We start from the raw sequence: 25,897 nt of genomic DNA, 5'->3' as shown, positions 1-25,897 counted from the left end.
TTGCAGTGGATCAGTGCTTGCAGCTCACGCAGGCGGGCCTGTGGCGGCTCGTCGAGGTGACCGAAAGCTCCGGACACTAGCGAGGAATCATTTTTAGAAGGAGCTTTGCGCTTCCTAAAATGCTGTGGGAAATTTCGTTTTTGATTTGAGCAGGGCGATATGCTCGTGGCATTTGCCCCTTTTAGCCGGAGTCGAGGGTGTCAGAAATTTTGTGTTCGGGCATAACATGAGTAAGAGGTGCATGTATGCCAACCAAAAAGAAACCCTTGCGTGACCTGCCCAAAATCCCCAAAGAGCTGCTGGAGCAGTTCGGTGAGGGCCTGATGACCGCAGAAGCTATCGAGGATGCCTCTGCGGCGTTTAAGAAGGCCCTGATCGAACGCGCGCTGCATGCCGAGCTTGACCACCACTTGGGCTATCGACCGGGCGCGCAGCGCCCAGAGGATGAAAGCAACCAGCGTAACGGCAAGAGTGGCAAGACGGTTTTAACGGGGGATGGCCCGCTGCGGCTGGAAATTCCTCGCGATCGAGACGGCAGTTTTGCGCCCATTCTGATCCCCAAGCACGAGCGGCGGTACACCGGTTTCGATGACAAGATCATCGCCATGTACGCCCGTGGAATGACGGTCAGAGAGATCCGAGCCTTTTTGTCCGAGCAGTATGGAACAGAGGTTTCACCCGACTTCATCAGCTCTGTGACAGACGAGGTCATGGAAGAGATTGGCGCGTGGCAACAGCGGCCACTGGAGCCGATGTACCCGGTCATTTTCTTCGATGCGCTGCGGGTGAAGATCCGCGAAGAGGGCCTGGTGCGCAACAAGGCCATTTACCTGGCCCTGGGCGTTCTCCCCGATGGGACGCGGGATATCCTGGGCATCTGGATCGAGAACACCGAGGGTGCGAAGTTTTGGATGAAGGTCTTTAACGATCTCAAGACGCGCGGTGTCGAAGATGTGCTGATTGCCGTGACCGATGGCCTCAAAGGTATGCCCGAGGCTCTTAGTGCCGTGTTTCCAGAGACGACGTTGCAAACGTGCATCGTGCACCTGATCCGCAACAGCCTCGACTTCGCGGCCTGGGACAAGCGGCGGGCTCTGGCCAAGGAGCTGAAGCCGATTTACCAAGCCATCAATGCTGAAGCGGCTGAGCAAGCACTCGATGAGTTTGAGAACGGGCCGTGGGGCGAGAAATATCCAACGGTGGTGGCTGCCTGGAGACGCGCCTGGGATCGAGTGATTCCATTTTTCGTCTTCCCACCGGCCATCAGAAAGGTGATTTACACCACCAACGCCATCGAGAGCATCAACGCCCAGCTACGCAAGGTCATCAAGACTCGCGGGCATTTCCCAAATGATGACGCAGCGACCAAACTGATTTGGCTGGGATTGCGCAACATAACAGCCAATTGGGGAAAACCGGCCCATGATTGGAAAAGCGCGATGAATCAATTTGCGATTCTGTACGGAGACCGGTTCATCAGGCCGACCTGGTGAGAATCAGGGCCTGCCTGACGGCAGGCCGTTACCGGCCCGCACACAAAAAATCTGACAGTCCCCCGGAGTCTCGAACCTTACCTCAGCGTCCGCTCGATCCCTCCGAGCAGCAGGCTCTCCATCAGGCCAAGCCCTTCGCCCTCATCCAGGCTCCGTTCGCGCAACAACCCTGGCAGTTGATTGAGCAGTGTCGCCAGCACATGCCCTGTGGCCGCCAGCGCCTCTCCCTGCAACCGCGCCTGCGGTGCGATCAGGTGCAGCAGCCCCTTCTCGTACCGCTTGCGCAGCGCCGCCAGGCGCGCCTGCTGGTCCTCGTTGAGGCAGCAGAAATCCCGCTCGGCCAGGCGAAACTGCAAGGGCCGCTCGGCGTGCAATTGCCAGTGCGCGGCAATCAGGCAGGGCAAGGCCGCCTGCCCGCGGGCCAATGCCCGGCGGCCTTGGTCGAGGGTGGCCTGCAGTTCCTCGTAGAGCTCCTCGATCAGGTCGTAGAGCAGGTCTTGCTTGCTGGGGAAGTGGTGATACAGCGAACCTGCGGTCAGGCCGACATGCGCGGCCAGTTCACGCATGCTGACCTGGCCGAAGCCCTTCTCGGCGAAGAGCGCCATGGCCTTGTCGCGGCGCTCTTCGAAGCTCGCACAGCGCAGGGCGGCGTTGATCGGCATGGCGCTCGCTCCTCAGTAGGTGAAGAAACCGCGACCGCTCTTGCGCCCCAGGTAACCGGCGGCAACCATCTCCTTGAGCAGCGGGGCGGGGCGGTACTTGCTGTCGTTGAAGCCTTCGTGGAAGGCCTCCATGATCGCCAGCAGGGTGTCCAGTCCGATCAGGTCGGCCAGGGCCAGCGGCCCGATCGGCTGGTTGCAGCCCAGGCGCATGCCGGTGTCGATGTCCTCGGCGCTGGCCAGCCCTTCCTGGCGGACGAAGATGGCCTCGTTGATCATCGGCACGAGGATACGGTTGACCACGAAGCCTGGGCGGTTGCCGGCGGTGATCGGCGTCTTGCCCAGCTTTTCGGTGACCACCAGGGCCTGGGCATAAGTGCTGTCGCTGGTCTGCAGGCCTCGGATGATTTCCACCAGCGCCATCATCGGCACCGGGTTGAAGAAATGCACGCCAATGAAACGCTGCGGCTGTTCGATGCTGGCGGCCAGCTCGGTGACCGACAGCGACGAGGTGTTGGTGGCGATCAGGCAGTCGCTGGCAACGTTGGCCGCCACCTGCTGGAGGATGCGCTGTTTAAGCGCCAGGTTCTCGGTGGCGGCCTCGATCACCAGTTGCACGCCGCCGAGTTGGGCGTAGTCGGTGCTGGTGCGGATGCGCGCCTTGGCTGCCGTCGCCTGGTCGGCGTCGAGGGTGCCCTTGTTGACCTGGCGTTCCAGGTTCTTGCCCAGGGTCGCCAGGCCACGCTCCAGCGCGGCATCCGAGACATCGATCAGCAGAACCTGGTAACCCGCTACCGCGCAGACCTGGGCGATACCGTTGCCCATGGTGCCGGCGCCGATCACGGCGATATGTTGAATGCTCATGCGACGACTCCTCAAACGCGCTCGAAGACCACGGCGATGCCTTGGCCGCCGCCGATGCACATGGTGGCCAGGGCGTAGCGGCCCTGGATGCGGTGCAGTTCATGGATGGCCTTGGTGGCGATGATCGCCCCGGTGGCCCCGACCGGGTGGCCGAGGGAGATGCCCGAGCCGTTGGGGTTGACCTTCTCCGGGTCGAAGTCCAGGGCGCGGGCCACGGCGCAGGCCTGGGCGGCGAAGGCTTCGTTGGATTCGATCACGTCCAGGTCGTTCACCCCCAGGCCGGCTTTCTCCAGCGCCTTGCGGGTGGCCGGGATCGGGCCCAGGCCCATCAGCTCCGGCTCGACCCCGGCATGGGCATAGGCCACCAGGCGGGCCAGCGGCTTGAGGCCCAGGCGGCGTACCGCCTCGCCCGTGGCCAGGACCAGGCCGGCGGCGCCGTCGTTGATGCCGCTGGCGTTGCCGGCGGTGACACTGCCGTCTTTCTTGAACACCGGCTTCATGCTGGCCAGTTGTTCGGCGCTGGACTCGCCACGCACATGCTCGTCCACGGCGAACTGCACGCTGCCCTTGCGGGTCTTCAGCTCCAGCGGGACGATCTGGCTGTCGAAGCGGCCCTGGGCGATGGCGCGGGCAGCGCGGCGCTGGCTGGTCAGGGCCAGTTCATCCTGCATTTCCCGGGTAATGCCGTGCTTGGCCGCGACATTCTCGGCGGTGATGCCCATGTGGAAGTGTTCGAACGGGTCCTGGAGGATGCCGACCATGTAGTCGATGCCCTGTATGTCACCCATGCGCGCGCCCCAGCGTGCCTGGGGCAGCAGGTAGGGGCCACGGCTCATGGACTCGGCGCCGGCGGCCAGGGCCACGTCGGTATCGCCCAACAGCAGGCCCTGGGCCGCCGAGACGATCGCCTGCAGGCCCGAGCCGCACAGGCGGTTGACGTTGAAGGCCGGGGTTTCCTTGGGAACCCCGGCGTTCATCGCGGCGACCCGGCCCAGGTAGGCGTCGCGGGGCTCGGTGGGGATCACGTTGCCCATCACCACGTGGCCGATCTGCTCGGCGGCCACGCCCGAACGTTCGATGGCGGCACGGCTGATCGCGGTCGCGAGGTCGGCCAGGGCCAGGTCCTTGAGGGAACCACCGAAACCGCCGATGGCGGAACGGACTGCACTGACGACGTAGATTTCTGCGTTGCTCATTGGAGGCTCCGATTGCGAAGGCATGGCGGGAGCGGGCCAGGCTCTGCGAGAATGACCGGCGTTCCCGGGATGGGTCGAGTCTAGGCAAAGGCCAGGGCATGGCCTATGCCGGATCTGTTCAGTCAACCTGGCATTTTTTGCCACTCAGCATAGACAGCGAAAACCAGCCATGCGCGATAGCGATTCGGTCGCGGTGTACTTCCTCAATGCCATGGTCCACACCCTGCGCGAGCGCCCTGGCGAGCGTGACGAGCGCCTGCGTGCGGTGGGTATCGACCCGGCCCTGCTCGACCAGCCCCAGGCCCGCGTGCCGGCCAAGGCCTTCGCCCGCCTGTGGCTCGACCTGATCCATGCCCTGGACGACGAATTCTTCCGCCTCGACAGCCACGGCATGCCCCTGGGCAGCTTCGCCCTGATCTGCCGCGGGCTGATCCAGGAACCGAACCTGGAAAAGGCCTTGCGCCAGTGCCTGGGCAACTTCGCCCTGTTCCTGCGTGACTTGCACGGGACGTTCTCGGTGCGTGGCGGGCGCGCGGTGATCAGCGTGCAGTCGGACATCGCCGATCCGTTGACCCGTGTGTATGCCGAGGAGACCTACCTGGTGCTGGTGGTCGGCCTGCTGTGCTGGCTGGCCGGCCGGCGCATCGCCATCGATCGCACCGAACTGGCCGTGGCGCGTCCGGCGCAGGACGACGACCTGCTGCTGTGGGGCCCCGACCTGCGCCTGGGCAGTGGGCGCACCGAGGTGGAGTTCGACAGTGCCTACCTGCGCTTGCCGGTGGTGCAGGACCTGGCGGCGCTGAAGACCTTCCTGCGCAGCGCCCCCCAGGGGCTGGTGATCCGCTTTCGCAACCAGAACGGCCTGGTGGCCGAGGTCTACCGGCATTTGCGCGCCCGCCGCTACGGGCAGTGGCCGACCCTGGCTGCCATGGCCGGTCAGCAGGGCATCAGCGCCAGTACCTTCCGCCGCCAGCTGGAGCGCGAAGGGCGCTCGTACCAGCAGATCAAGGACGAAGTGCGCCGGGCCATGGCCTTCGAACGCCTGCGCGAGGGGGTGTTGAGCATCGCCGAAATCGCCGAGCAGACCGGCTTCCAGGAGCCCAGCGCCTTTCATCGCGCGTTCAAGAAATGGACCGGTCATAGCCCGGGCAATTACCGCGCGCGGCTGCTCGGGCGTTGAGCTGGGGCTGTGCTGGCGCATTGGGAGCGGGCGGTGGGCACGGCCTATGGGCAAGCGGCCCTGGATGGAACTGAAGGCCCCAATTGAGCGGGTTCGACCGCGAAGGGGCCTGCCCTGGCCGCGATCCGATCAGGCCGGCACCATGGCGAAACCCACGCCGAAGCGGTTCCAGGCATTGATGGTGGCTATGGCCAGGGTCAGGTTGGCCACCTCGGCCGGTTCGAAGTGTTCCAGCAGCGCTTCGTACTCAGGCTGCGGAGCACCCCGCTCGGGCAACCGGGTCAGGCTCTCCAGCCAGGCCAGGGCCGCGCGCTCACGGGGCGTGAAGTAACGGGTTTCCCGCCACACGCTCAAGGTCTGCAGGCGCGCCTCGGTCTCCCCGGCCTTGCGTGCATCGTTGGCGTGCATGTTGACGCAGTAGGCGCAGCCGTTGATCTGCGAGGCACGCAGGCGGACCAGCTCGAGCAGCGAGTGTTCCAGGCCGCTGTTGGCCAGGGCCTGTTCCAGGCCGATCATGGCCTGGTAGGCCTGCGGGGCGTGCTTGGCCCATTCGATGCGGTTGTGCATGGGGTACCTCCAATGGCTTGAGGGGTTGTACAAGGTGTGGGGAGTACCTTAGCGCCGCGCCGCGACCGGCCCGATAGCCAATCCCGCACTTTGCCAGGAGACCAATCTGCTCATTCGGCCGAGCACTGACTTGCATCCAATCTCTTCATTTCAGCCTGGGGCCCCGAGCCGGGATAATGACCGGGTCTTGCACCAGGAGAACGACCCCATGTCCGAAGAACGTTTCATGCGCGAAGCCCTCGACCTCGCTCGCGCCAATATCCAGGCCGGCGGCCGGCCCTTCGGTGCCGTGCTGGTGTACCAGGGGCAGGTGGTGGCCCGTGCGGTCAACGAGATCCACAGCACCCAGGACCCGACCACCCACGCCGAGATGCAGGCCATCCGCAAGGCCGCCCAGGCCCTGGGGCGGGCACGCTTGGATGGCGCGCAGATCTATGCCAGCGGCCACCCATGCCCGATGTGCCTGGCCGCCATGCACCTGTGCGGTATCGAGCGGGCCTGGTTCGCCTACGACAACGACGAGGGCGAGCCCTATGGCCTGTCCACGGCCGAGGTCTACGCGCAGATGGCCCGGCCACCCCAGCAGCAGAGCCTACCCCTGCGGCCGCTGAAGCCGGCCGGCGAGGCTGACCTGTACCGGCAATGGCAGCAGGCCCACCAGGCATGAGAAGCGCGCTGAACCTGCTGCTGGTGGTGCTGCTGGCACTGAACCTGCGGCCGATCCTCACCAGTATCGGCCCGCTGCTCGAGCCCATGCGCGCCAGCACCGGCCTGGGCTACCAGCAGGCGGCGCTGCTGACTGCGCTGCCGGTGCTGTGCATGGGCCTGGTGCCGCTGCTGCAGCCCTGGCTACGACGCTGGTTGAGCGAGCACGGCGGCATGCTCATGGGCCTTGCGGCCATCGCCTTGGCCTGCCTCTGGCGCCTAGAACTGGGCAGCGCCTGGGCGCTGATCGCCAGCGCGGTGCTCGCCGGGCTTGGTGTGGCCGTGGTCCAGGGCATGATGCCGGACCTGGTCAATCGCTGGTTCCCTGGGCGCCTGGCGGCGGCCATGGGCGTGTACTCGGCGGCGCTGATGAGCGGTGGTGGTTTGGCCGCCGTGCTCGGGCCGCACATCAGCGGGTATTTCGGCCATTGGCAGGCCGGCCTCGGCGTCTGGGCGCTGCCGGCCGTGCTGGCGGTGCTGGCCTGGAGCGTCCTGCGTCCACGCCAGGGCCTGCCGAAACTGGCTGGCAGCGGGGGCGGGCACTGGTTCGGCAACCGTCGTGCCTGGTTGCTGGCGCTGTACTTCGGCCTGATCAACGGCGGCTACACCAGCATGGTGGCCTGGCTGCCGGCCTATCACCTGGAGCATGGCGGCACGGCCCAGGGCGGTGGTGAGCTGGTCGGCCTGATGACGATCTTCCAGGTTGCCGGTGCCCTGGGCCTGCCGCTGTTGCTGCGGCGCCTGGCGGACCGTCGGCCCGGCCTGTGGCTGGCGCTGTCGATCCAGCTGGGCGGCTTTCTCGGCCTGTTGCTGGCGCCGACGCTGGCCATGGGCGTATGGGTGGCGATGATCGGCCTGGGCGCCTGTTTCAGCCTGAGCCTGACCTTGACCCTGGAGCACCTCAGGACGCCCGCCGAAGCCGGTAGCCTGGCGGCTTTCGTCCAGGGCATCGGTTTCATCATCACTGGCATCGTGCCGTACATCACCGGTTGGCTGCGCGATACCAGCGGCGACTTCCAAGCGTCCTGGACATTGCTCACCGTCACGGTGCTGGCCATGTTGCTGGTGACCGCGCGCTTCGCCCCGCGTGGCTATTCCGCCGCCATCGCCCGGTCGCGGCCGGCGGCCCAGGCAGCGCTCAATTGAGGCCTTGCAGGGTATCGCGGACCCGGTCCAGGGCCGGGTCGATATCCAGCAGCTCGATGGCACCGAAACCCAGCAGCAGCCCCGGGCGCACCGGGGCCTCGCTGAAGAACGGCGCCAGGGAATAGAGACCGACCTCCACCTTGCGCGCCAGGCTGGCCAGCAGTTCCACGTCCACCCCCGGTTTGGCCAGGGCGCTGAGGTGAAAGCCGGCATTGGCCGGCACGGCCGTCAGCCAAGGCGCCAGGTCGCCTTCCAGGCGCATCAGGATCCGTTCGCGTCGGGCGCTGTAGATCTCGTGGCAGCGGCGGATGTGCTTGCTCAGGTAGCCTTCGCCGATAAAGCGTGCCAGAGCCCACTGTTGCAGGCTCGGGCTGTGCCAGTCGCTCAGGTGCTTGGCCACGCAGGCGGCTTGTAGCACGCTGGGCGGTAGCACGGCGTAGCCCAGCCGCAGCTCTGGCAGCAGCGTCTTGGAGAAGGTCCCCACGTAGGCCACCAGCCCATGCCGGTCGAGGCGCTGCAAGGCATCGTCGGGCGGCCCCTGGTAGCGGAACTCGCAGTCGTAGTCGTCTTCGATCACCACCGCCCCCAGCTCGGCGGCCCTGGCCAGCAAGGCCTCGCGGCGCGCTTGGCTCATCGGCATGCCCAGCGGGAACTGGTGCGACGGCGTCACGTAGATCAGCCGCGTGCCGTCGGCGATCCGCTCCACGCACAGGCCTTCGTCATCCACCGGTACCGACTGCAGGCGCGCGCCGAGGGCCAGCAGCAGCTGGCGCGCCGGTGGGTAGCCAGGGTCTTCCATGGCCACCTGGCAGCCGGGCTCGACCAGCACCCGGGCGATCAGGTCCAGGGCCTGCTGCGCGCCGTTGCACACCATGACGTCCGCGGTGCTGCATTGCACACCGCGGGCGAAGGCGATGTGATGGGCGATGGCCTCCCGCAGTTCGGGCAGCCCCTGGGCTGGGAACTGCCGCTGCGGGTGGCGCTGGCTGCGGCGCAGGGCGTAGTGCAGGCAACTGCGCCACTGGTCGAAGGGAAACTGCGCCTTGCTCGAGGCGCCCCCGACGAAGTCGTAGCGCGACGGCGCTTCCAGGGCCGGCCTGTCGAGCACGGTGGCGCGCTGGCGCCAACGCTCCAGGGTGTCGGCCGCCGCCAGGGGGATGGCCTGGGCTGCACTCGAGCGCAACGGCCGGCGTTGCCTGACGAAGGTGCCACGGCCGACCACGCCGCTGAGCAGGTTGTCGTAGGTCAGCCGCGAATAGGCTTCGGCCACGGTCTTGCGCGACACTCCCAGTTGCTGGGCCAGCAAGCGGGTAGGGGGCAGTTGGGTGCCGGCCGCGAGGTGGCCGCTGTCGATACTGGCGCGCAGTTGCTGGTAGAGCTGGTCGGCCAGGCCTTTGCGGCCTTGCAGGCGGATGTGCAGTTCCATGGAGCTGTCCGGGGCGGTTCGGGCCCCCAAGCTTCGAGCCTTGTGCCGCACGCTGCAAGCACAAACCCCGCGAGCCCGCTGGCAATGGCGTCAGAAGCGTGCCGTGCTGACCGTGATGTAGCCCTTCTCGGGCAGGGCGATGCGGATCACCGTCTCGTCGGCCGGTGCCTTGCGTTTTTGCTTGATGCGCACGCCGTCGACGGCGGCGGCGCGCATGCGTTCGGGGATGGCCCGGCCACTGGGGTCGAAGAAGATCTCGCTGGCCAGCAGCTCGATGCGCTCGATCAACTGGCGCGTACGTTCGTCGGTGGCGCAGAAGAACATCACGCCGGAGAGGTGCGGGTCGTCGTCGGGGTTGTTCACCTCATGGGCCAGGAGCTGGCGCAGGGCATCGCGCAGCTCGGCGGCGCAGCGGCAGTATGAATGCATGGCGGGAGGCCTCCTCTGGAAAGTGGGCTCGCGCCGGGCCGCTTGCTGCGGTCGCGACGCCATCCAGGGCGGATCATGTTTTCGTTGAGCTGTAGCGACAAGTAAGACGCTTCCCTACATGGCTTGGGAAATTTCGGAAGCTACCAGGCGAACGCCAGGGCCGGCCTTGATGCTGATCAAGACCAGCCCTGGCGTTCAGGTCGGGAGGCGGGGCCGGCTGGCGAGACACTTTTCTACTGCGCCAACCGCCTGATCATCGCCACCGTCAGGTACAGTCGTGGCGCGATGCTGGTCAGTTCGATGTACTCGTCGTCGGCATGCAGCCCGGCGCCGACCACGCCCATGGTTTCCAGCACCGCCGGTTTGGCACTGCCTGGCACATAGGCGTAGCCGGCATCGGTGCCAAAGCGCATGGCGATAGGTTCGAGGCTGCGGTCGACCTGGCCATACAGCTCGCGGGCGGTTTCGGCGAGCTGGCTGGAGCCCTCGTTGCGGGCCAGGGGTGGGCGGCCCTTCTCCAGGGTGACGGTGGCCTGGGTGTCCTCGATCAGCCGCTTTTGCGCGATGCGCGAGGCGTCGGCCGCCACCCGTTCGGTTTCGCCCAGGTCCGAGTAGCGCATGTCCGCCTCGGCGGTGGCCAGGTTGGGGATGATGTTGGCCTTTTCGCCAGCCTGGGCCAGGGTCCAGTTCACCGTGGTGCCTTTGCTGGCGTCGCCCAGGTCCTTGAGTTGCAGGAGCTGGTGCGCCAGTTCCGTCAGGGCGTTGCGGCCTTGCTCGGGCGCGGAGCCGGCATGGGAGGAGCGGCCCTTGACCTCCAGCTTCAGGCGGTTGATGCCGTTGGTGGCGACGGTTACGGCGTCCTTGTCTGGCGGTTCGTAGGAGAAGACGTAGTCATGCTTGCGTGCCAGCTCGGCGATGATCTGCTTCGAGCCGGCCGAGCCCATTTCCTCGTCCGGGTTGAACAGCACGGTGAGGGTGCGGTAGCCCTTGAACTGTTGCTCCTGCAGGAGCTTGAGCGCATGCAGGATCATCGCCACGCCGCCCTTGGCATCGGCGACGCCGGGCCCGTAGGCACGCTCGCCCTCGATGCGAAACGGCCGCTTGGCCGCCGTGCCGGGCCCGAACACCGTGTCGTAGTGGACCATCAGCAGGAAGTCTTTGCTGCCGTTGCCCTTGAAGGTGCCGACGATGTTGTCGCCCACCGAGGGCTTGGCCGGGTGGGTCTCGACGGTGGCACCCAGGGCGCTCAGGCGCTTGGCCAGCTCGGCACCTATCTCGGTCAGGCCGGGCTCGGTGCCTGTGCCGGTATCGACCGAGACCAGATGCTTGAGGGTATCCAGGTAGGCAGGTTGTTCGGCCTGGGCCTGCTTGAGCAGGTCCTGGGCGGAGGGTTCGGCGGCGATGGCGCCGGTGCAGGCGACGCACAGGGCAAGCGCCAGGCTCAGGGGTGGGCGTGATAGTGGCATGGGCCTCGATCCTTGATTGTATGGTCTTGTTGCCAGGTTCAGCCTAGACCCTGGCCTGGCCTTGGCCAGGCATTATTGATCGCTCAGCGGGCCGTCCTGCGCCAGCAGCGCCTTGGCCAGCTCCTCGTCGCTGGCCTGCAGGCCCGGGTTGGCCTTGCGTGCCTGCTCCAGTGCCGATTCCACGTAGGCACCGCGGATGGCGCCGCCGCTGGCGATGAAGGCCGACAGCTCGTCGCGGGCGGGAATGATCCGTTTGTCGTCCTTGAAGGTCGAGTACAGCGAGGCGGAGATCCCCGCCGAGGTGGCGACATCGCCCGCGTCCACACGGGCCAGGGCCGAGCCTGCGGGCAGCAGGAGCAGCAGCGAAGGGACGAGCAGTAAGTGGCGCATGGCAAGACCTCCGGAACGGGTGAAGCCCAAGGAATTTACTGCATGCAATTATGAGCGGGGCAGGGGCGTCGGAGTTCCCTTTGGCGTTTCGCCAGGCCAGGGGGTGCTGGGGCTGCGCAGCAGCCCCAATACCGCTTCAGCCGGCCTCAGCCCTCCATCCCCTCGATCAAGGCCCACAGCCGTGGATCATTGAAGTCCTCGATCACCAGTTGCGCCCCGGCGGCGAGCAGGCGCTCGCTGGATTGGCTGGTGGCGATGCCCACGGTGAAGATCCCGGCCCCGCTGGCGGCCTTGACGCCCGGCAGCGAGTCCTCGAAGGCCAGGGCCTGGCCGGCCTTGGCGTCCAGGCGCTGCAGGCCGGTCAGGTAAGGCAGGGGGTCGGGCTTGGGGCGCAGCAGTTCCTCGGCCACTAGCACATGCCTGAAGCGGCCCTGCAGGCCCATGGCCGCCAGCATGTGCTCGGCGTTGAGCCTCGGCGCATTGGTCACCACGCACATGCCGATGCTGCGCACCTGCGCATACTCCAGCAGGCGGGCAAGCCCCGGCATGGGCTCGAGGCGTGGGGACAATTCGCGGAACAGCGCCTCCTTGCGCTCGGCCAGGGCTTGGCGCAGCTCGGCGCTGGCCGTGGGGAACAGCTCGGCGAACAGCGCGCCATTGGCCCGGCCGCTGACCTGGGCATCGAACTGCGCCTGGCTCAACTCGCGGCCGTCGTGCTCGCGCAGCAACTGGCGGAAAGCCTGCAGATGCAAGGTGTCGGTGTCGGTGAGGGTTCCATCGAGGTCGAACAGCAGGGCGGTCAGCATCGGGCATCCTGGCGGGGAAAACGTCAATGCTGGGCATGATAGTCAAAGCCGACGACGAAGGGGGCTGTTCACCGTTTCACGAAAAGAGTACAAATGTACTCCATGGACAACATGCCCCCCAAACGCCGCGCCATCCTCGAGTTCATCCGCGAACGCATCGCCGACCACGGCCAGCCGCCGAGCCTGGCCGACATCGCGCAGCGTTTCGGTTTCGCCTCGCGTAGCGTGGCGCGCAAGCACATCACCGCCCTGTGCCAGGCCGGCTTCATCGAGGTCACGCCCAACCAGGCGCGTGGCATTCGCCTGGCCGAGCCCCTGCGTCGCCTCGAGATCCTGGAAGTGCCCGTGCTCGGCCAGGTAGCGGCCGGTGCGCCGATCGGCCCCGACCTGGGCATCCACGAGCAGTTGTTGCTCGACCCCAGCCTGTTCCGCCGTACCCCCGACTACTTGCTCAAGGTGCGTGGCGACTCGATGATCGACGACGGCATCTTCGACGGTGACCTGGTCGGTATCCGCCAGCAGGCCGAGGCACGCGACGGCCAGGTCGTGGTCGCCCGGCTGGACGGCGAGGTGACCATCAAGCGCCTGCAGCGCGTGCCCGGCGGCTACCGCCTGTTGCCGCGCAATCCGGCCTATGCGCCGATCGAGGTGGCGCCGGGCCGGGAGTTCTTCATCGAAGGCGTGTTCTGCGGCTTGCTGAGGCGCGACTGATGGGCGCGGTGGTCGATCTCGACAGGTTGCTCGACCAGCGTCGGGTATGGCGCGGTCGCCAGGCCCAGGCGCGCCCACTCGGCCAGCAGCCCACCGGCCATGCCTCGCTAGACGAGCGGTTGCCCGAAGGTGGCTGGCCGGCGGCGGCGCTCAGCGAATTGCTGTTGGCCAGCCCTGGGTGTGGCGAACTGCAGTTGCTCTGGCCGAGCCTTGCACGCTTGACCGGCGAAGGCGGCCGGGTGGTGCTGGTGGGCCCGCCCTTCATCCCCTATGCACCGGCCTGGCAGGCGGCAGGGGTGGACCTGCGCGGGGTGGTCCAGGTGCAGGCGCGGCAGGCCGATGCCTTGTGGGCGGCCGAGCAGTGCCTGCGCTCCGGCAACTGCGCGGCGGTGCTGTGCTGGCCCGAGCGTGCCGACGACCGCGCCTTGCGCCGCCTGCAGGTGGCTGCCGAGGCTGGTCAGGCCCTGGCCTTCGCCTGCAGGCCGCAACAGGCCGCGCACAATCCCTCGCCAGCGGCACTGCGCATCGCCATCGACGCCCGGCCGCCTCAGTGGCGAGTGCTCAAGTGCCGGGGCGGCCTGCCACCGGTCATGCCGATCGCCTGCCCGCAGTGGAGGTGACGGCGCCATGCTCTGGGCCTGTATCCTCTTCCCCCAACTGGCGTTGGACACCGTCCTGCGCGAGCGCGACGACCCCGATTCGCCGCTGGTGCTGATCGCGGGACCGTCCCAGCGGCGGGTACTGCAGGCGGTCAATGCGGCGGCCGCCAGGCTCGGCTTGCGTGCCGGGCAGACCTTGACCGCCGCCCGAGCCCTGGCCGATGGTTTCGCCTGCGTCGAGACAGACCCGGCACGCATCGAGCAGGTGCAGCAGCTGTTGGCGGCCTGGGCCTACCGTTTCAGCGGCCAGGTCAGCCTGCATTACCCGCGTGCCTTGCTCCTGGAGGTTGGCTCCAGCCTGCAACTGTTCGGCCCCTGGCCTTCGTTCGAGGCGCGCCTGCGTCAGGAGCTGGGCGCCCTGGGGCTGCGCCAGCGCATCGTCCTGGCGACCAACCCGGTGGCGGCGCGCATGCTCGCCAACGGCCACGATGGCCTGGCCGTGACCCGCCCCGAAGAGACCCGCGCGGCCCTGGCCAGCATGCCGGTCGGGCGGGTCGGCCTGCCCACGGAGGCGGCCGAGGCGTTCGCCCGCATGGGCCTGCGCCGGCTCGGCGAGGTCCTGGCGTTGCCACGCGATGCCCTGGCCAGGCGTTTTGCCGCCGACGTGCAATTGCACCTGGACCAGTTGCTCGGCCTGCGCAGCCTGGGGCTGGACTTCCATCGCCCGCCGGACCGCTTCGAGGCACGCCTGGAGCTGAACTTCGACGTCGAGTCGCACCAGGCCCTGTTGTTTCCCTTGCGCCGCCTGGTCAACGACCTGGCCGCGTTTCTTGCCGGCCGCGATTGCGGGGTGCAACGCTTCGAGCTGTACCTGGAGCATGCCGACGGGCCGGACACCCGGCTCAAGGTCGGCCTGCTGGCGGCCGAGCGCGATGCCGCGATGCTGTTCGAGTTGGCCCGTGGTCGCCTCGAACCGCTGCGCATCCCGGCGCCGGTGCGCAACCTGCGCCTGCTGGCCGAGGACCTGCCGCCCTTCGTGCCCCAGCACCGGGCGCTGTTCGAACCCCGGGCGCAGCAGGCCCAGCCGTGGGAGCAATTGCGCGAACGCCTGCGGGCGCGGCTGGGCGACGAAGCGGTCAAGGGCCTGCGCGCCGAAGCCGACCCGCGCCCCGAATGCGCCTGGCAGCTGGCGGAGCAGGGCGCCCAGGGGGCCGTGACGATCGCGCCTGGCAGCCGCCCCGGTTGGCTGCTGGCCGAACCCCAGGTGTTGCCGCAGGCCGGCCTGCGCCTGCTGGGCCAGGCCGAGCGCATCGAGTCGGGCTGGTGGGACGGCGGCGATGTGCGTCGCGACTACTACTGCATCGAGACCCGCGATGGTTTGCGCGGTTGGGCCTACCACGACCTGGCCCGGCCTGGCCCGCTGTGGCTGCAGGGCTGGTTCGCATGAGCGCACCGGCCTACGCGGAGCTGCACTGCCTGTCGAACTTCAGCTTCCAGCGCGGTGCCTCCAGCGCCGACGAGCTGTTCAAGCGGGCCCATGAGCAGGGCTACCAGGCCCTGGCCATCACCGACGAATGCACTCTGGCTGGCATCGTTCGTGCCTGGCAGGCTGCTCGGCAACACCCACTGCATTTGATCGTCGGCAGCGAGGTGCGCGTGCACCAGGGGCCAAGGCTGGTCCTGCTGGTCGAGGACCTGGGCGGCTACCAGAACCTCTGCGCCTTGATCACCCAGGCGCGGCGGCGGGCGGAAAAGGGCGACTACCAGCTCCTGGCCGAGGACCTGCAGGCCCATTGCCAAGGCTTGCTGGCGCTGTGGATCGCCGATGAACCGAGCGATGCGGCGCCTGGGCAATGGCTCAAGAGCCTGTTCGGCGAGCGTCTGTGGCTGGGGGTGCACCTGCACCGGGGCAGCGACGATGCCGGCCGCTTGCAGCGCCTGCGTGCCCTGGCCGGGCAGTTGGGGATCCGTGCGGTGGCCTGTGGCGACGTGCACATGCATGTGCGTGGCCGCCGGGCCCTGCAGGATTGCATGACCGCGATCCGCCAGCACTGCAGCGTGGCCGAGGCCGGCCGCTACCTGTTCCCCAATGGCGAGCGCCACCTGCGCTCGCGCGAGCAGTTGGCCGAGCTGTACCCGGCCGACCTGCTGGCCGAGACCCTGGCCATCGCCGGGCGCTGTCGTTTCGACCTGGGCGAGCTGAAGTACCAGTATCCCCGTGAGCTGGTCCCGCAGGGTCACACCCCGGCCAGTTGGCTGCGCCAGTTGTGCGAGCAACGCTTGCCCGAGCGCTGGCCCCAGGGGCCGAGCGCCAAGGTGCGCAAGACCCTGGCCAGGGAGCTGGCTCTGATCGAGGAGCTGGGCTACGAAAGTTATTTTCTCACCGTCCACGACATCGTCGACTTCGCCCGGCAGCAGGGCATCCTCTGCCAGGGCCGGGGCTCGGCCGCCAACTCGGTGGTGTGCTTCGTGCTGGGCATCACCGAGCTGGACCCCATGCAGCACCGGCTGCTGTTCGAGCGCTTCCTGTCCCGCGAGCGCAACGAGCCGCCGGACATCGACGTGGACTTCGAGCACGACCGCCGCGAAGAGGTGATCCAGTACGTGTTCCGTCGCTATGGCCGGCACCGGGCCGCACTCACCGCGGTGGTCAACACCTACCACGCCGCCGGTGCGGTGCGCGACGTGGCCCGGGCGCTGGGGCTGCCGGCCGACCAGGTGGATGCCCTGGCCAAGTGCTGCGGGCGCTGGAGCGACCGCATCCCCGGTGCGCAGCGCCTGGCCGAGGCTGGCTTCGAGGCGCAGAGCCCGTCGCTGCGGCGCATCCTGGTGCTGGCCGGCGAGCTGATCGGGTTTCCCCGGCACCTGTCCCAGCACCCCGGGGGCTTCGTCATCTCCGAACAGCCGCTGGACCGCCTGGTGCCGGTGGAGAACGCCGCCATGCCGGAGCGCACGGTGATCCAGTGGGACAAGGACGACCTCGACCTGGTCGGCCTGCTCAAGGTCGACGTGCTCGCTCTGGGCATGCTCAGCGCGCTACGGCGCTGCTTCGACCTGATGGCCCGGCACCGTGACCGGCACCTGAGCCTGGCGACCATCCCGGCCGACGATCCGGCCACCTACGCCATGATCAGCCGTGCCGAGACCATGGGCGTGTTCCAGATCGAGTCGCGGGCGCAGATGGCCATGTTGCCCCGGCTCAGGCCACAGACGTTCTACGACCTGGTGATCGAGGTGGCCATCGTCCGCCCGGGGCCGATCCAGGGCGATATGGTCCATCCCTTCCTGCGCCGGCGCCTGGGGCAGGAGCCGATCAGCTACCCGTCGCCGGCGCTGAAGGCGGTGTTCAAGCGGACCCTGGGCGTGCCGCTGTTCCAGGAGCAGGTGATGGAGCTGGCCATGGTCGCTGCCGACTACAGCCCCGGCGAGGCCGACCAGTTGCGTCGCAGCATGGCCGCCTGGAAGCGCCATGGCGGCTTGGAGCCGCACCGCGAGCGGCTGGTCCGCGGCATGCTGCGCAACGGCTACGACCAGGCCTTCGCCGAACGCATCTTCGAGCAGATCAAGGGGTTCGGCAGCTATGGCTTTCCTGAGTCCCATGCCGCCAGCTTCGCCTTGTTGTGCTACGCCAGCAGTTGGCTCAAGTGCCACGAGCCGGCGATCTTCACCTGTGCCCTAGTCAACAGCTGGCCCATGGGGTTCTACAGCCCCGACCAGTTGTTGCAGGAGGCGCGTCGCCAGGGTGTCGAGGTGCGGCCGGTGGATGTGTGCCACAGCGAGTGGGACTGCACCCTGGAGCCGATGGGGCAGGGGGCGCTGGCGATCCGCCTCGGGCTGCGCCAGGTGCGCGGTTTCAACGAGGCCGACGCCCGGCGCCTGGAGCAGGCGCGGGCGCAGCGGCCCTGGCGGGACATCGAGGACCTGTGCCTGCGCGCTGGCCTGGACGGGCGCGCCCGTGCCCGCCTGGCCGATGCCGGTGCCCTGCGCACGCTGGCCCGTAACCGGCACCAGGCACGCTGGCAGGTGGCGGCGGTGCAGGCGCAACTGCCGTTGTTCGCAAGTGTGCAGGCCACGCCGGAAGCGCCGGTGGCATTGCCGGCGCCGACGTTGGGCGAGGACCTGCTTGCCGACTACGCCACCCTGGGCACTACTCTGGGGCCGCATCCGCTGGCCCTGCTGCGCTCCCGCTTGCGGGCGTTGGGCTGTCGCAGTTCCGGTGAACTGGCCGGGGTCGGGCATGGCGACAGCATCGCCGTGGCCGGGCTGGTGGTGGGCAGGCAGCGGCCACAGACCGCCAGCGGGGTGACCTTCGTCACCCTCGAGGACGAACACGGGATGGTCAATGTGGTGGTCTGGCGCGACCTGGCCGAACGCCAGCGCAGGGCGCTGGTGGGGGCGCAGTTGCTCAAGGTGAGTGGGCGGCTGGAGCAAGAGAGTGGCGTCAGGCACCTGGTCGCCCGACGGCTGGAGGACATCAGCCCCTTGTTGCAGGGGCTGGATGTGCGCAGTCGGGATTTCCATTAGGGCAAGCGACATTGCTCGCTTTTCAGGGTGTCAGGGCTGGCTTATTCGCGGGCAGGCCCGCCCCCCTTGGTAGCCTTCAGACCATCGCCAACCGCTGCTTGCGCGTAGGCGCCGGAAACGCCCGGTCAACGCCCGCAGGTCCTCGCTGGTCAACACCAGGCTTCCCGCCGCGGCATTGAGTTGCACATGCGCCGGCGCCACCGCCTTGGGTATGGCGATCACCCCGTCGTTGCGCGTCACCCAGGCCAGGCTGACCTGGGCCGGGGTCGCCCCGTGGCGCTCGCCGATCTCGGCCAGCACCGGGTGCTGCAACAAGCGCCCGGCCTGGGCCAAGGGGCAGTAGGCCATGGTCGGCAGTTGGCGCGCCTGGCTCCAGGGCAGCAGGTCGAACTCGATGCCGCGTTGGGCCGGGTTGTACAGCACCTGGTTGGTGGCGCAGTCGGGATTGTGCAGTTCGCGCAAGTCGTCGACATCGAAGTTGGAGACGCCCCAGCGGCGGATCTTGCCTTGCTCGCGCAGGCGCTCGAAGGCCTCGACGGTTTCCTCCAGCGGGTACTGGCCGCGCCAGTGCAGCAGGTACAGGTCGATGCAGTCGGTACCCAGGCGCGCCAGGCTGCGCTCGCAGGCGGCGGGCAGGCCACGGCGGCTGGCGTTGTGCGGATAGACCTTGCTGACCAGGAACACCTGGTCGCGGCGCCCGGCGATGGCCTGGCCGACCACCTGCTCGGCGCCACCCTCGGCGTACATCTCGGCCGTGTCGATCAGGCTCAGGCCCAGTTCGATACCCTGCTGCAGGGCGGCCACCTCGGCCGCCCGGTTGCCTGGGTCTTCGCCCATGTACCAGGTGCCCTGGCCAATGGCCGGAACCGTGGCGCCTGCCAGTTTCACGAAACGCATGTCACCTCCTGTGGTCGGGTGTGGGAAAGCAATACCTCGAGCAGCGCCTGGGCTGCGGTGGAGAGCTTATGGTCGCTCAGGGCGATGACCCCGATGCGTCGCTCCACGCTGGGCTCGACCAGTGGTACGCAGCGGGCACCGAGCTCCTGCATCTGGCCGATGCACAGCGCTGGCACGGCGCTGACGCCCAGGCCGTTGGCGACCATGCGACCGATGGTCGACAACTGGTGGCTCTCGAAGGCCACCGCCAGTTTGCCATGCTCGGCCGCCAGGTGCTGCTCCAGCAGCAGGCGTACCGCCGAGGGGCGTTGCAGGGCGATGAAGTCCTCGGCCAGCAGTTCGCGCCAGGTCACTTGCCGCTGCCCGGCCAGGGGCGAGTCGGCGGGCACCACGGCGACGAAACGGTCCAGGTACAGCGGGTGGAAGCGCAGGGCGTCGCTGCCTTCCGGTTCGAAGCCGATGCCCAGCTCGACGCGGCGATGGCGCACCAGCTCCAGCACCTGTTCGTTGATCACGTCGTGCACGGTGACGTTGACCCGCGGGTAGCGCTGGCGGAATACCTTGAGCGACTGGGGCAGCAGGTTGCCGGCGAAGGCCGGCATGGCCGCCACCGCGACCCGGCCCAGTTGCAGGGTGAAGCGCTGGCGCAGCATCTCCTCGGTGTCGTCCCAGTCGGCCAGCAGGCGCCGCGCCAGGGGCAGCAGCACCTCGCCCTCGGGTGTCAGGCTGACGCTGCGGGTGGTGCGGGTGAGCAGGGCGCCGCCGAGGTTGTCTTCCAGGGCCTTGATGGTCAGGCTCAGGGCCGGTTGCGAGACGTGCAGGTGCTCGCCGGCCTGGGCGAAGCTCTTGTACTTGGCCACGGTGACGAAGGCGCGCAGTTGCTTGACGTTCATGGCAGGCTCGGTTTTGTTTTGGAAAAATTATCAATCGATGATTAAAACAAAATTAACAAATCAGTCGCCAGCGGTGAAGATGCCCACACATGCACTTCAACAACTACAACAGGGCGAATCAGCATGGCCGGACTGGACAAGCGCGTAGCAACCTATGAACAGGCCCTCGAAGGCCTGACCGACAACATGACGGTACTGGCCGGCGGCTTCGGCCTGTGCGGCATCCCCGAGAACCTCATCGCCGAGATCAAGCGCCGTGGCGTCAAGGGCCTGACCGTGGTCTCCAACAACTGCGGCGTGGATGGCTTTGGCCTGGGCGTGCTGCTGGAAGACCGGCAGATCCGCAAGATGGTCGCCTCCTACGTGGGCGAGAACGCCGAGTTCGAGCGCCAACTGCTCAGCGGCGAGCTGGAAGTCGAGCTGACCCCGCAAGGCACCCTGGCCGAGAAGATGCGCGCCGGTGGCGCCGGTATCCCGGCCTTCTACACCGCCACCGGCTACGGCACCCCGGTCGCCGAAGGCAAGGAAGTGCGCGAGTTCAAGGGCCGCAAGTACATCCTCGAAGAATCCATCACCGGCGACTTCGCCATCGTCAAGGGCTGGAAGGCCGACCACTACGGCAACGTGGTGTACCGCAACACCGCGCAGAACTTCAACCCGCTGGCCGCCACCGCCGGCAAGATCACCGTGGTCGAGGTCGAGGAGATCGTCGAGCCGGGCGTGCTGCTGCCCAGCGAGATCCACACCCCGGGCATCTATGTCGACCGGGTCATCGTCGGCACCTTCGAGAAGCGCATCGAAAAGCGCACCGTCAAGGCCTGAGCGCCGTCCACAGAACAACAAAGAGATCCTGACCATGGCACTGACCCGCGAACAGATGGCGCAACGCGTCGCCCGTGAACTGAAGGATGGTTACTACGTCAACCTCGGCATCGGCATCCCGACCCTGGTGGCCAACTACGTGCCCGCCGACATGGATGTGATGCTGCAGTCGGAGAACGGCCTGCTGGGCATGGGCGAGTTCCCCACCGAGGGCACCATCGATGCCGACATGATCAACGCCGGCAAGCAGACCGTCACCGCCCGCCGCGGTGCCTCGATCTTCGACTCGGCCCAGTCCTTCGCCATGATCCGTGGCGGCCACGTCGACCTCACCGTGCTCGGTGCCTTCGAGGTGGACGTGGAGGGCAACATCGCGTCCTGGATGATCCCCGGCAAGCTGGTCAAGGGCATGGGCGGCGCCATGGACCTGGTGGCCGGTGCCGAGAACATCATCGTCACCATGACCCACGCCTCCAAGGACGGCGAGTCCAAGCTGTTGCCGCGCTGCAGCCTGCCGCTGACCGGCGCCGGCTGCATTCGCAAGGTGCTCACCGACCTGGCCTACCTCGAGATCGAGGATGGCGCCTTCATCCTGCGCGAGACCGCACCGGGAGTGAGCATCGAGGAAATCATCGAAAAGACCGCCGGCAAGCTGATCGTGCCGGACGATGTGCAAGAAATGACGTTCTGACGGACGTTGTTGGCAAGCCCCCCATCGGAGGGTGAGCCCGTTCCCACAATGGACCACGCATCCATTGTGGGAACGGGTTCGCCCCCCGATGGGGTTTTCGTCGTTTCAGGAAAGACCAATAAGAAGGAAAACAACCGTGGCCGCTGAAATCCAAGACAGCCGCTCTGCTCGCTTTGCCCTGCGCTGCTCCAACTGGGCCGAACGCTGGTTCCCCGACTCCTGGGTGTTCGCCGCCCTGGCCGTGGTGCTGGTGTGCCTCGGCGCCCTGGCCATGGGCGCCCAGCCCACCGACACCGCCAAGGCGTTCGGCGATGGTTTCTGGAGCCTGATCCCGTTCACCATGCAGATGGCCTTCGTGGTCATCGGCGGTTACGTGGTGGCCAGTTCACCGCCCGCGGCGCGGCTGATCGACCGCCTGGCGCGCCTGCCACGCAACGGCCGCTCGGCGGTGTGCTGGGTGGCGCTGATCTCGATGCTGGCATCGCTGCTCAACTGGGGCTTGTCGCTGGTGTTCGGCGGCCTGCTGGTGCGCGCCCTGGCGCGCCGCCAGGACCTGAAGATGGACTACCGCGCCGCGGGTGCCGCCGCCTACCTGGGCCTGGGTGCGGTATGGGCGCTGGGCCTGTCGTCGTCCGCCGCGCAGCTGCAAGCCAACCCGGCCAGCCTGCCGCCCTCGATCCTGGCCATCACCGGGGTGATCCCGTTCACCGAGACCATTTTCCTCTGGCAGTCCGGCGTCATGCTGGCAGCGCTGGTGATCATCTCGCTGATCGTCGCCTATGCCACCGCGCCCGGCCCGAACAGCGCACGTACCGCCGAGGCCTGCGGCGTCGACCCAAGCTTCAGCGCGCCCCCACCGGCGCAACGCACCCGCCCTGGCGAGTGGCTGGAATACAGCCCGGTGCTGACCCTGCTGCTGGTAGTGCTGGCCGCCGGCTGGCTGTACCACGAGTTCGCCACCAAGCCTGCGATCACCGCGATCTCCGGGCTGAACACCTACAACTTCCTGTTCATCATGCTCGGTGCCTTGCTCCACTGGCGCCCGCGCAGCTTCCTCGACGCGGTGACCCGTGCCGTGCCGACCACCACCGGCGTGCTGATCCAGTTCCCGCTGTATGGCTCGATCGCGGCCATCCTCACCCAGGTCAAGGGCGTGGACGAACAGACCCTGGCCCACCACATTTCCACCTTCTTCGTGCAGATCGCCTCGCATGACACCTATGCCGTGCTCATGGGCGTGTACTCGGCGGTGCTCGGCTTCTTCATCCCCTCGGGCGGTGGCAAGTGGATCATCGAGGCGCCCTACGTGATGCTGGTGGCCAATGACCTGCAGTACCACCTGGGCTGGGCGGTGCAGATCTACAATGCCGCCGAAGCCCTGCCGAACCTGATCAACCCGTTCTACATGCTGCCGCTGCTGGGCGTGCTGGGGCTCAAGGCGCGGGACCTGATCGGTTTCTCGTTCGTGCAACTGCTGGTGCATGTGCCGCTGGTGCTGGTGCTGCTGTGGGCGCTGGGGACGACGTTGCAGTACACGGCGCCGGTGATGCCGTAGGGCGAGCGGGTTGTCGCGCGCAGCGCTCGCAGGGGCCGCTTCGTGAGGCGGCACCCATGCCGGTTCTGTCATCCTGGGGCTGCAAAGCAGCCCCAGGACTCCTCGACCGGAGCTGTCTTTCTTTTCGTTTCGATGACATTTCGATAACGAATCTCATACGAGATTCGTTTTCACATGACTGCCACCTCACGGCAGCCAAGGACTTTCATCGAACGAACAAGGAGAAAGGCCGCGATGTTCGCGCCCATCAGCCGTTCCATGACCCTGACCCTGGGTCTGTGCAGTACCGTCATCACCCCCCTTGCCCTGGCCGACGACACCTCGTCGAATCCCGACAATGGCGTATTGGAGCTCGGTTCCACCGAGATTCTCGCCCAAGGGCTGGGCAGCACCACGGAGCACACGGGGTCCTACACCACCGGCAGCATGAGCGCTGCCACGCGCTTGAACCTGTCGATCAAGGACACTCCGCAATCGGTCTCGGTGCTGACCCGCCAGCAACTCGACGACTTCCAGCTCGATACCCTGTCCGAAGCCATGGCCCACGTCACCGGCGTGACCGTGCAACGCAACGACTCGGAGCGGCCGACGTACTACTCGCGCGGCTACGCGATCAACAACTTCCAGGTCGACGGGATGCTCAACACCTTCTCGGGGCTCAAGTCGGACTCGGACACCATCATCTACGACCGCATCGAGGTGGTGCGCGGCGCCACCGGCCTGACCACTGGAGCGGGGGACCCGTCCGGGACCATCGCCATGGTACGCAAGCGCCCGACCCACGAGCTGGCGATCAAGACCGGTGTCAGTGCCGGCAGCTACGACAACTACTACAGCTACCTGGATGTCGGCGGCCCGCTGGGCTGGGACGGGCGCCTGCGCGGGCGCACGGTGCTGGCCTACCGTGACAGCAAGTCGTTCATGGATAAGTACGCCAGCCAGCGCGAAGTGGCCTACGGCATCCTCGAGGCGGACCTGACCGACAGCACCGTGCTGGCAGTGGGCTACGACTACCAGAACAAACATGTGCAGGGCTCGTCCTGGGGCACGGTGCCGTACTGGAACGCCGACGGTGGCAAGGCCGACCTGCCGCGTTCGACGAACTTCGCCGCGCCTTGGTCGTCCTGGCCACTCAAGGACAAGACGGTGTTCGTCACCCTGGACCAGCGCTTGGGTGACGACTGGCAGCTCAAGGCCGCCTACACCCATCGCCAGAGCGACAGCGACGGCAAGCTGTACTACGGCGGCAACGGTTTCCCCGAGGCCGATCGCAGTGGCATGACGGCCTGGACCGCGCATTTTGCCGGTGAGGAGAAGATGGATGCCATCGATTTCAACCTGGCCGGGCCTTACCAGCTGTTCGGGCGCAGCCATGACTTCATGATCGGCTACGGCGAGTCGGAGCGGCGCAACACCTCTCCCTACCTGGTCGGCCAGCCGCTACCGGATGGCTATACGCAGATTCCGGACTGGAAGTACATGGGCTCGATTCCCAAGTTCTACGACACCGATACCGGGCTCGACGAGTCGCGCGACTACACCCGGCAGAAGGCCGGCTACATCGCCACCCGGCTCAACCCCACCGAGCGCCTGCACTTCGTGCTGGGCAGCCGCTATGGCAGTTGGCGGACGAAAAGCCGCTCGTGGGAATACGACGCGGCGCTCAACGCCACGGAAAACCCAGCCAGCGAGCAGACCCAGAACGACCAGTGGACGCCCTATGCCGGGGTACTCTACGACCTCACCGAGGCGTACACGGTCTATGCCAGCTATACCGACATCTTCAATCCGCAGACGGTACGCGACGTCAACAGGAAGTACCTGGAGCCCATCGTCGGCAAGGTCTACGAGGTCGGCCTGAAGGGCAGCCTGCTCGAGGAACGGCTCAACCTGAGCACGGCGGTGTACCGCTCCAAGCAGGACAATGTCCCCGAACAGGACGATTCGGTCCCGCCGGGAGACAATGGCGAGGTGTTCTACAAGTCAGGGGGCAAGGGCGTGGTCGTGGAGGGCTTCGAAGCCGAGATCGCCGGTGAAGTCATGCCCGACTGGCAGATGAGCCTGGGCTACAGCTACACCCATGCCGCGGCGGGCGATCATTCGCGCAAGAGTACCGAACAGCCCTTGAACCTGGTGCGCTTCGCCACGACCTACCAACTCACCCCGGCGCTGACGGTCGGCGGCTCCCTGGACTGGCAGAGCGGCAACTACAAGGCGGGGAAACGCCCGGTGGGGCGTGGCGAGGATGGCAGGATAATCACGGTTGCCGATACCATCAGCCAGAAGGCCTTCTCGGTGGTCGGCCTGATGGCCCGCTACCGCTTCGACGAGCACCTGTCGGCCTCGCTGAACGTGAAGAACCTGTTCGATGAGCATTACTACAACAACCTGGGGTTCTACAACGGCGTCTATCATGGTGAACCGCGTACCTTGATGGTCAGCCTGGACTGGCAACTGTAGCCGCGGCCCGAAGCGTTTCCCGGGGGCGGCGGTGGAGGAGGGGGAGAGGCGATGATCGAGGTATCGCGGTTCTGGCGGGACCCGGCATTGCCCTTCGTCGAGGCGCGCCGCGTGGGGGATGGGCGCAAGGTCTGCTATGCGGCCCATTCCCACGAGAGCTTCTCCATCGGCGTGATCACCGGTGGGCGTAGCACCTACCTGACGGGAGGTACCCGGCGAGAGGTCGCTGCCGGTACCTCCGTGCTGATGAACCCAGGTGTGGTGCACACCTGCAACCCGATCGACGGGATGCCCTGGTCCTACCTGATGCTGTTCGTCGACCTGCCCTGGTTGCAGGCGCAGGGCTTCGTGCTGCCCGAGGTGACCTGGAGCACGTCGGCGGCGCTCTATGGTCGGTTGCTGCAGGTGTTCGCCGATC

22 protein-coding genes and 2 pseudogenes are annotated in these 25,897 nt (G+C 67.0%); 13 read left to right on the top strand and 11 right to left on the bottom strand.

Going from position 1 to position 25,897, the window contains the following annotated elements; translation table 11 throughout:
- Nucleotides 1–245 precede the first annotated feature (245 nt).
- Nucleotides 246–1,493 (top strand): IS256 family transposase, encoded by a 1,248-nt coding sequence (locus tag ACDI39_RS06205; protein WP_486537192.1) that lies wholly within the window; start codon nucleotides 246–248, stop codon nucleotides 1,491–1,493.
- A gap of 77 nt (nucleotides 1,494–1,570) precedes the next feature.
- Here the strand turns inward: ACDI39_RS06205 and ACDI39_RS06200 are convergent, their stop codons facing one another.
- Genes ACDI39_RS06200 through ACDI39_RS06190 form a run of 3 tightly spaced genes read right to left on the bottom strand, consistent with a single transcriptional unit; the run spans nucleotide 1,571 to nucleotide 4,212 of the window.
- Nucleotides 1,571–2,155, bottom strand: a complete 585-nt coding sequence (locus tag ACDI39_RS06200; protein ID WP_225790297.1) for a TetR/AcrR family transcriptional regulator — start codon at nucleotides 2,153–2,155, stop codon at nucleotides 1,571–1,573.
- Nucleotides 2,156–2,167: 12 nt separating this feature from the next.
- Nucleotides 2,168–3,016 (bottom strand): 3-hydroxybutyryl-CoA dehydrogenase, encoded by an 849-nt coding sequence (locus ACDI39_RS06195; RefSeq protein WP_225790298.1) that lies wholly within the window; start codon nucleotides 3,014–3,016, stop codon nucleotides 2,168–2,170.
- An 11-nt stretch (nucleotides 3,017–3,027) separates the two neighbouring features.
- Entirely contained in the window at nucleotides 3,028–4,212 is a 1,185-nt protein-coding gene (locus tag ACDI39_RS06190) for an acetyl-CoA C-acyltransferase family protein (protein ID WP_225790299.1), read from the bottom strand.
- Nucleotides 4,213–4,381: 169 nt separating this feature from the next.
- On the opposite strand from ACDI39_RS06190, the gene ACDI39_RS06185 reads away from it, so the two are divergent.
- Nucleotides 4,382–5,392 carry an AraC family transcriptional regulator gene (locus tag ACDI39_RS06185; RefSeq protein WP_253081073.1) on the top strand — a complete coding sequence of 337 codons (1,011 nt, stop codon included), beginning with the start codon at nucleotides 4,382–4,384 and terminating at the stop codon, nucleotides 5,390–5,392.
- Between the two features lie 129 nt (nucleotides 5,393–5,521).
- On the opposite strand, the gene ACDI39_RS06180 is transcribed toward ACDI39_RS06185, so the two are convergent.
- Nucleotides 5,522–5,959: a carboxymuconolactone decarboxylase family protein gene (locus ACDI39_RS06180; protein ID WP_225790301.1), complete on the bottom strand. Its 438-nt coding sequence runs from the start codon at nucleotides 5,957–5,959 to the stop codon at nucleotides 5,522–5,524.
- 208 nt (nucleotides 5,960–6,167) lie between these two features.
- Between ACDI39_RS06180 and ACDI39_RS06175 the strand changes: the two genes are divergently transcribed.
- Both ACDI39_RS06175 and ACDI39_RS06170 read left to right on the top strand, forming a co-directional pair.
- On the top strand, nucleotides 6,168–6,626 hold the full coding sequence (locus ACDI39_RS06175) for a nucleoside deaminase (protein ID WP_225790302.1): 459 nt from the start codon (nucleotides 6,168–6,170) through the stop codon (nucleotides 6,624–6,626).
- Nucleotides 6,623–7,810: a cyanate transporter gene (locus ACDI39_RS06170; RefSeq protein ID WP_486538036.1), complete on the top strand. Its 1,188-nt coding sequence runs from the start codon at nucleotides 6,623–6,625 to the stop codon at nucleotides 7,808–7,810. Before ACDI39_RS06175 ends, ACDI39_RS06170 begins: the two co-directional genes overlap by 4 nt.
- Here the strand turns inward: ACDI39_RS06170 and pdxR are convergent.
- The 5 genes from pdxR to ACDI39_RS06145 form a co-directional block, all read right to left on the bottom strand.
- Nucleotides 7,803–9,236, bottom strand: a complete 1,434-nt coding sequence (gene pdxR / locus ACDI39_RS06165) for a MocR-like pyridoxine biosynthesis transcription factor PdxR (RefSeq protein WP_225790304.1) — start codon at nucleotides 9,234–9,236, stop codon at nucleotides 7,803–7,805. The genes ACDI39_RS06170 and pdxR overlap by 8 nt on opposite strands.
- 90 nt (nucleotides 9,237–9,326) lie before the next feature.
- On the bottom strand, nucleotides 9,327–9,665 hold the full coding sequence (locus ACDI39_RS06160; RefSeq protein ID WP_225790305.1) for a hypothetical protein: 339 nt from the start codon (nucleotides 9,663–9,665) through the stop codon (nucleotides 9,327–9,329).
- A 233-nt stretch (nucleotides 9,666–9,898) separates the two neighbouring features.
- On the bottom strand, nucleotides 9,899–11,131 hold the full coding sequence (locus tag ACDI39_RS06155; protein WP_225790306.1) for a M20/M25/M40 family metallo-hydrolase: 1,233 nt from the start codon (nucleotides 11,129–11,131) through the stop codon (nucleotides 9,899–9,901).
- A 72-nt stretch (nucleotides 11,132–11,203) separates the two neighbouring features.
- On the bottom strand, nucleotides 11,204–11,521 hold the full coding sequence (locus ACDI39_RS06150) for a DUF2388 domain-containing protein (protein ID WP_225790307.1): 318 nt from the start codon (nucleotides 11,519–11,521) through the stop codon (nucleotides 11,204–11,206).
- Nucleotides 11,522–11,667: 146 nt separating this feature from the next.
- Nucleotides 11,668–12,327, bottom strand: a complete 660-nt coding sequence (locus ACDI39_RS06145) for an HAD family hydrolase (RefSeq protein ID WP_225790308.1) — start codon at nucleotides 12,325–12,327, stop codon at nucleotides 11,668–11,670.
- Nucleotides 12,328–12,429: 102 nt separating this feature from the next.
- Between ACDI39_RS06145 and lexA the strand changes: the two genes are divergently transcribed.
- The 4 genes from lexA to ACDI39_RS06125 are packed head-to-tail and all read left to right on the top strand — an operon-like array spanning nucleotide 12,430 to nucleotide 18,161.
- Nucleotides 12,430–13,038 carry a transcriptional repressor LexA gene (lexA, locus tag ACDI39_RS06140; RefSeq protein ID WP_486538032.1) on the top strand — a complete coding sequence of 203 codons (609 nt, stop codon included), beginning with the start codon at nucleotides 12,430–12,432 and terminating at the stop codon, nucleotides 13,036–13,038.
- Nucleotides 13,038–13,658, top strand: a complete 621-nt coding sequence (imuA, locus tag ACDI39_RS06135; protein WP_225790310.1) for a translesion DNA synthesis-associated protein ImuA — start codon at nucleotides 13,038–13,040, stop codon at nucleotides 13,656–13,658. The genes lexA and imuA overlap by 1 nt, the downstream gene beginning before the upstream one ends.
- A 7-nt stretch (nucleotides 13,659–13,665) precedes the next feature.
- On the top strand, nucleotides 13,666–15,084 hold the full coding sequence (locus ACDI39_RS06130; RefSeq protein ID WP_253081075.1) for a Y-family DNA polymerase: 1,419 nt from the start codon (nucleotides 13,666–13,668) through the stop codon (nucleotides 15,082–15,084).
- Nucleotides 15,081–18,161 (top strand): error-prone DNA polymerase, encoded by a 3,081-nt coding sequence (locus ACDI39_RS06125; protein WP_253081076.1) that lies wholly within the window; start codon nucleotides 15,081–15,083, stop codon nucleotides 18,159–18,161. The genes ACDI39_RS06130 and ACDI39_RS06125 overlap by 4 nt, the downstream gene beginning before the upstream one ends.
- Nucleotides 18,162–18,237: 76 nt before the next feature.
- On the opposite strand, the pseudogene ACDI39_RS06120 reads toward ACDI39_RS06125, so the two are convergent.
- Nucleotides 18,238–19,058: pseudogene (locus ACDI39_RS06120) on the bottom strand (aldo/keto reductase).
- Nucleotides 19,046–19,951 (bottom strand): LysR family transcriptional regulator, encoded by a 906-nt coding sequence (locus ACDI39_RS06115; RefSeq protein WP_225790314.1) that lies wholly within the window; start codon nucleotides 19,949–19,951, stop codon nucleotides 19,046–19,048. Before ACDI39_RS06115 ends, ACDI39_RS06120 begins: the two are co-directional and overlap by 13 nt.
- Nucleotides 19,952–20,074: 123 nt before the next feature.
- Here ACDI39_RS06115 and ACDI39_RS06110 point away from each other — a divergent pair, with 123 nt between their 5' ends.
- The 5 genes and pseudogenes from ACDI39_RS06110 to ACDI39_RS06090 all read left to right on the top strand — a co-directional run.
- Nucleotides 20,075–20,773, top strand: coding sequence for a CoA transferase subunit A (locus ACDI39_RS06110; RefSeq protein ID WP_225790315.1), 699 nt, complete (start codon nucleotides 20,075–20,077; stop codon nucleotides 20,771–20,773).
- Between the two features lie 34 nt (nucleotides 20,774–20,807).
- On the top strand, nucleotides 20,808–21,464 hold the full coding sequence (locus tag ACDI39_RS06105) for a CoA transferase subunit B (RefSeq protein ID WP_253081077.1): 657 nt from the start codon (nucleotides 20,808–20,810) through the stop codon (nucleotides 21,462–21,464).
- An 88-nt stretch (nucleotides 21,465–21,552) separates the two neighbouring features.
- A complete protein-coding gene (locus ACDI39_RS06100; RefSeq protein ID WP_253081078.1) occupies nucleotides 21,553–23,019 on the top strand; it encodes a short-chain fatty acid transporter in 1,467 nt (488 codons plus the stop codon).
- A 234-nt stretch (nucleotides 23,020–23,253) separates the two neighbouring features.
- Nucleotides 23,254–25,479 carry a TonB-dependent siderophore receptor gene (locus ACDI39_RS06095; RefSeq protein WP_225790318.1) on the top strand — a complete coding sequence of 742 codons (2,226 nt, stop codon included), beginning with the start codon at nucleotides 23,254–23,256 and terminating at the stop codon, nucleotides 25,477–25,479.
- Between the two features lie 51 nt (nucleotides 25,480–25,530).
- Nucleotides 25,531–25,896 (top strand): annotated as a pseudogene (locus ACDI39_RS06090) (AraC family ligand binding domain-containing protein); the annotation flags it as partial.
- Nucleotide 25,897: the final 1 nt, after the last annotated feature.

The organism is Pseudomonas sp. Tun-23181 (assembly GCF_057415455.1).
Note: the sequence above shows the minus strand (reverse complement) of the source record. Positions and strands in the feature narration are given on the sequence as shown.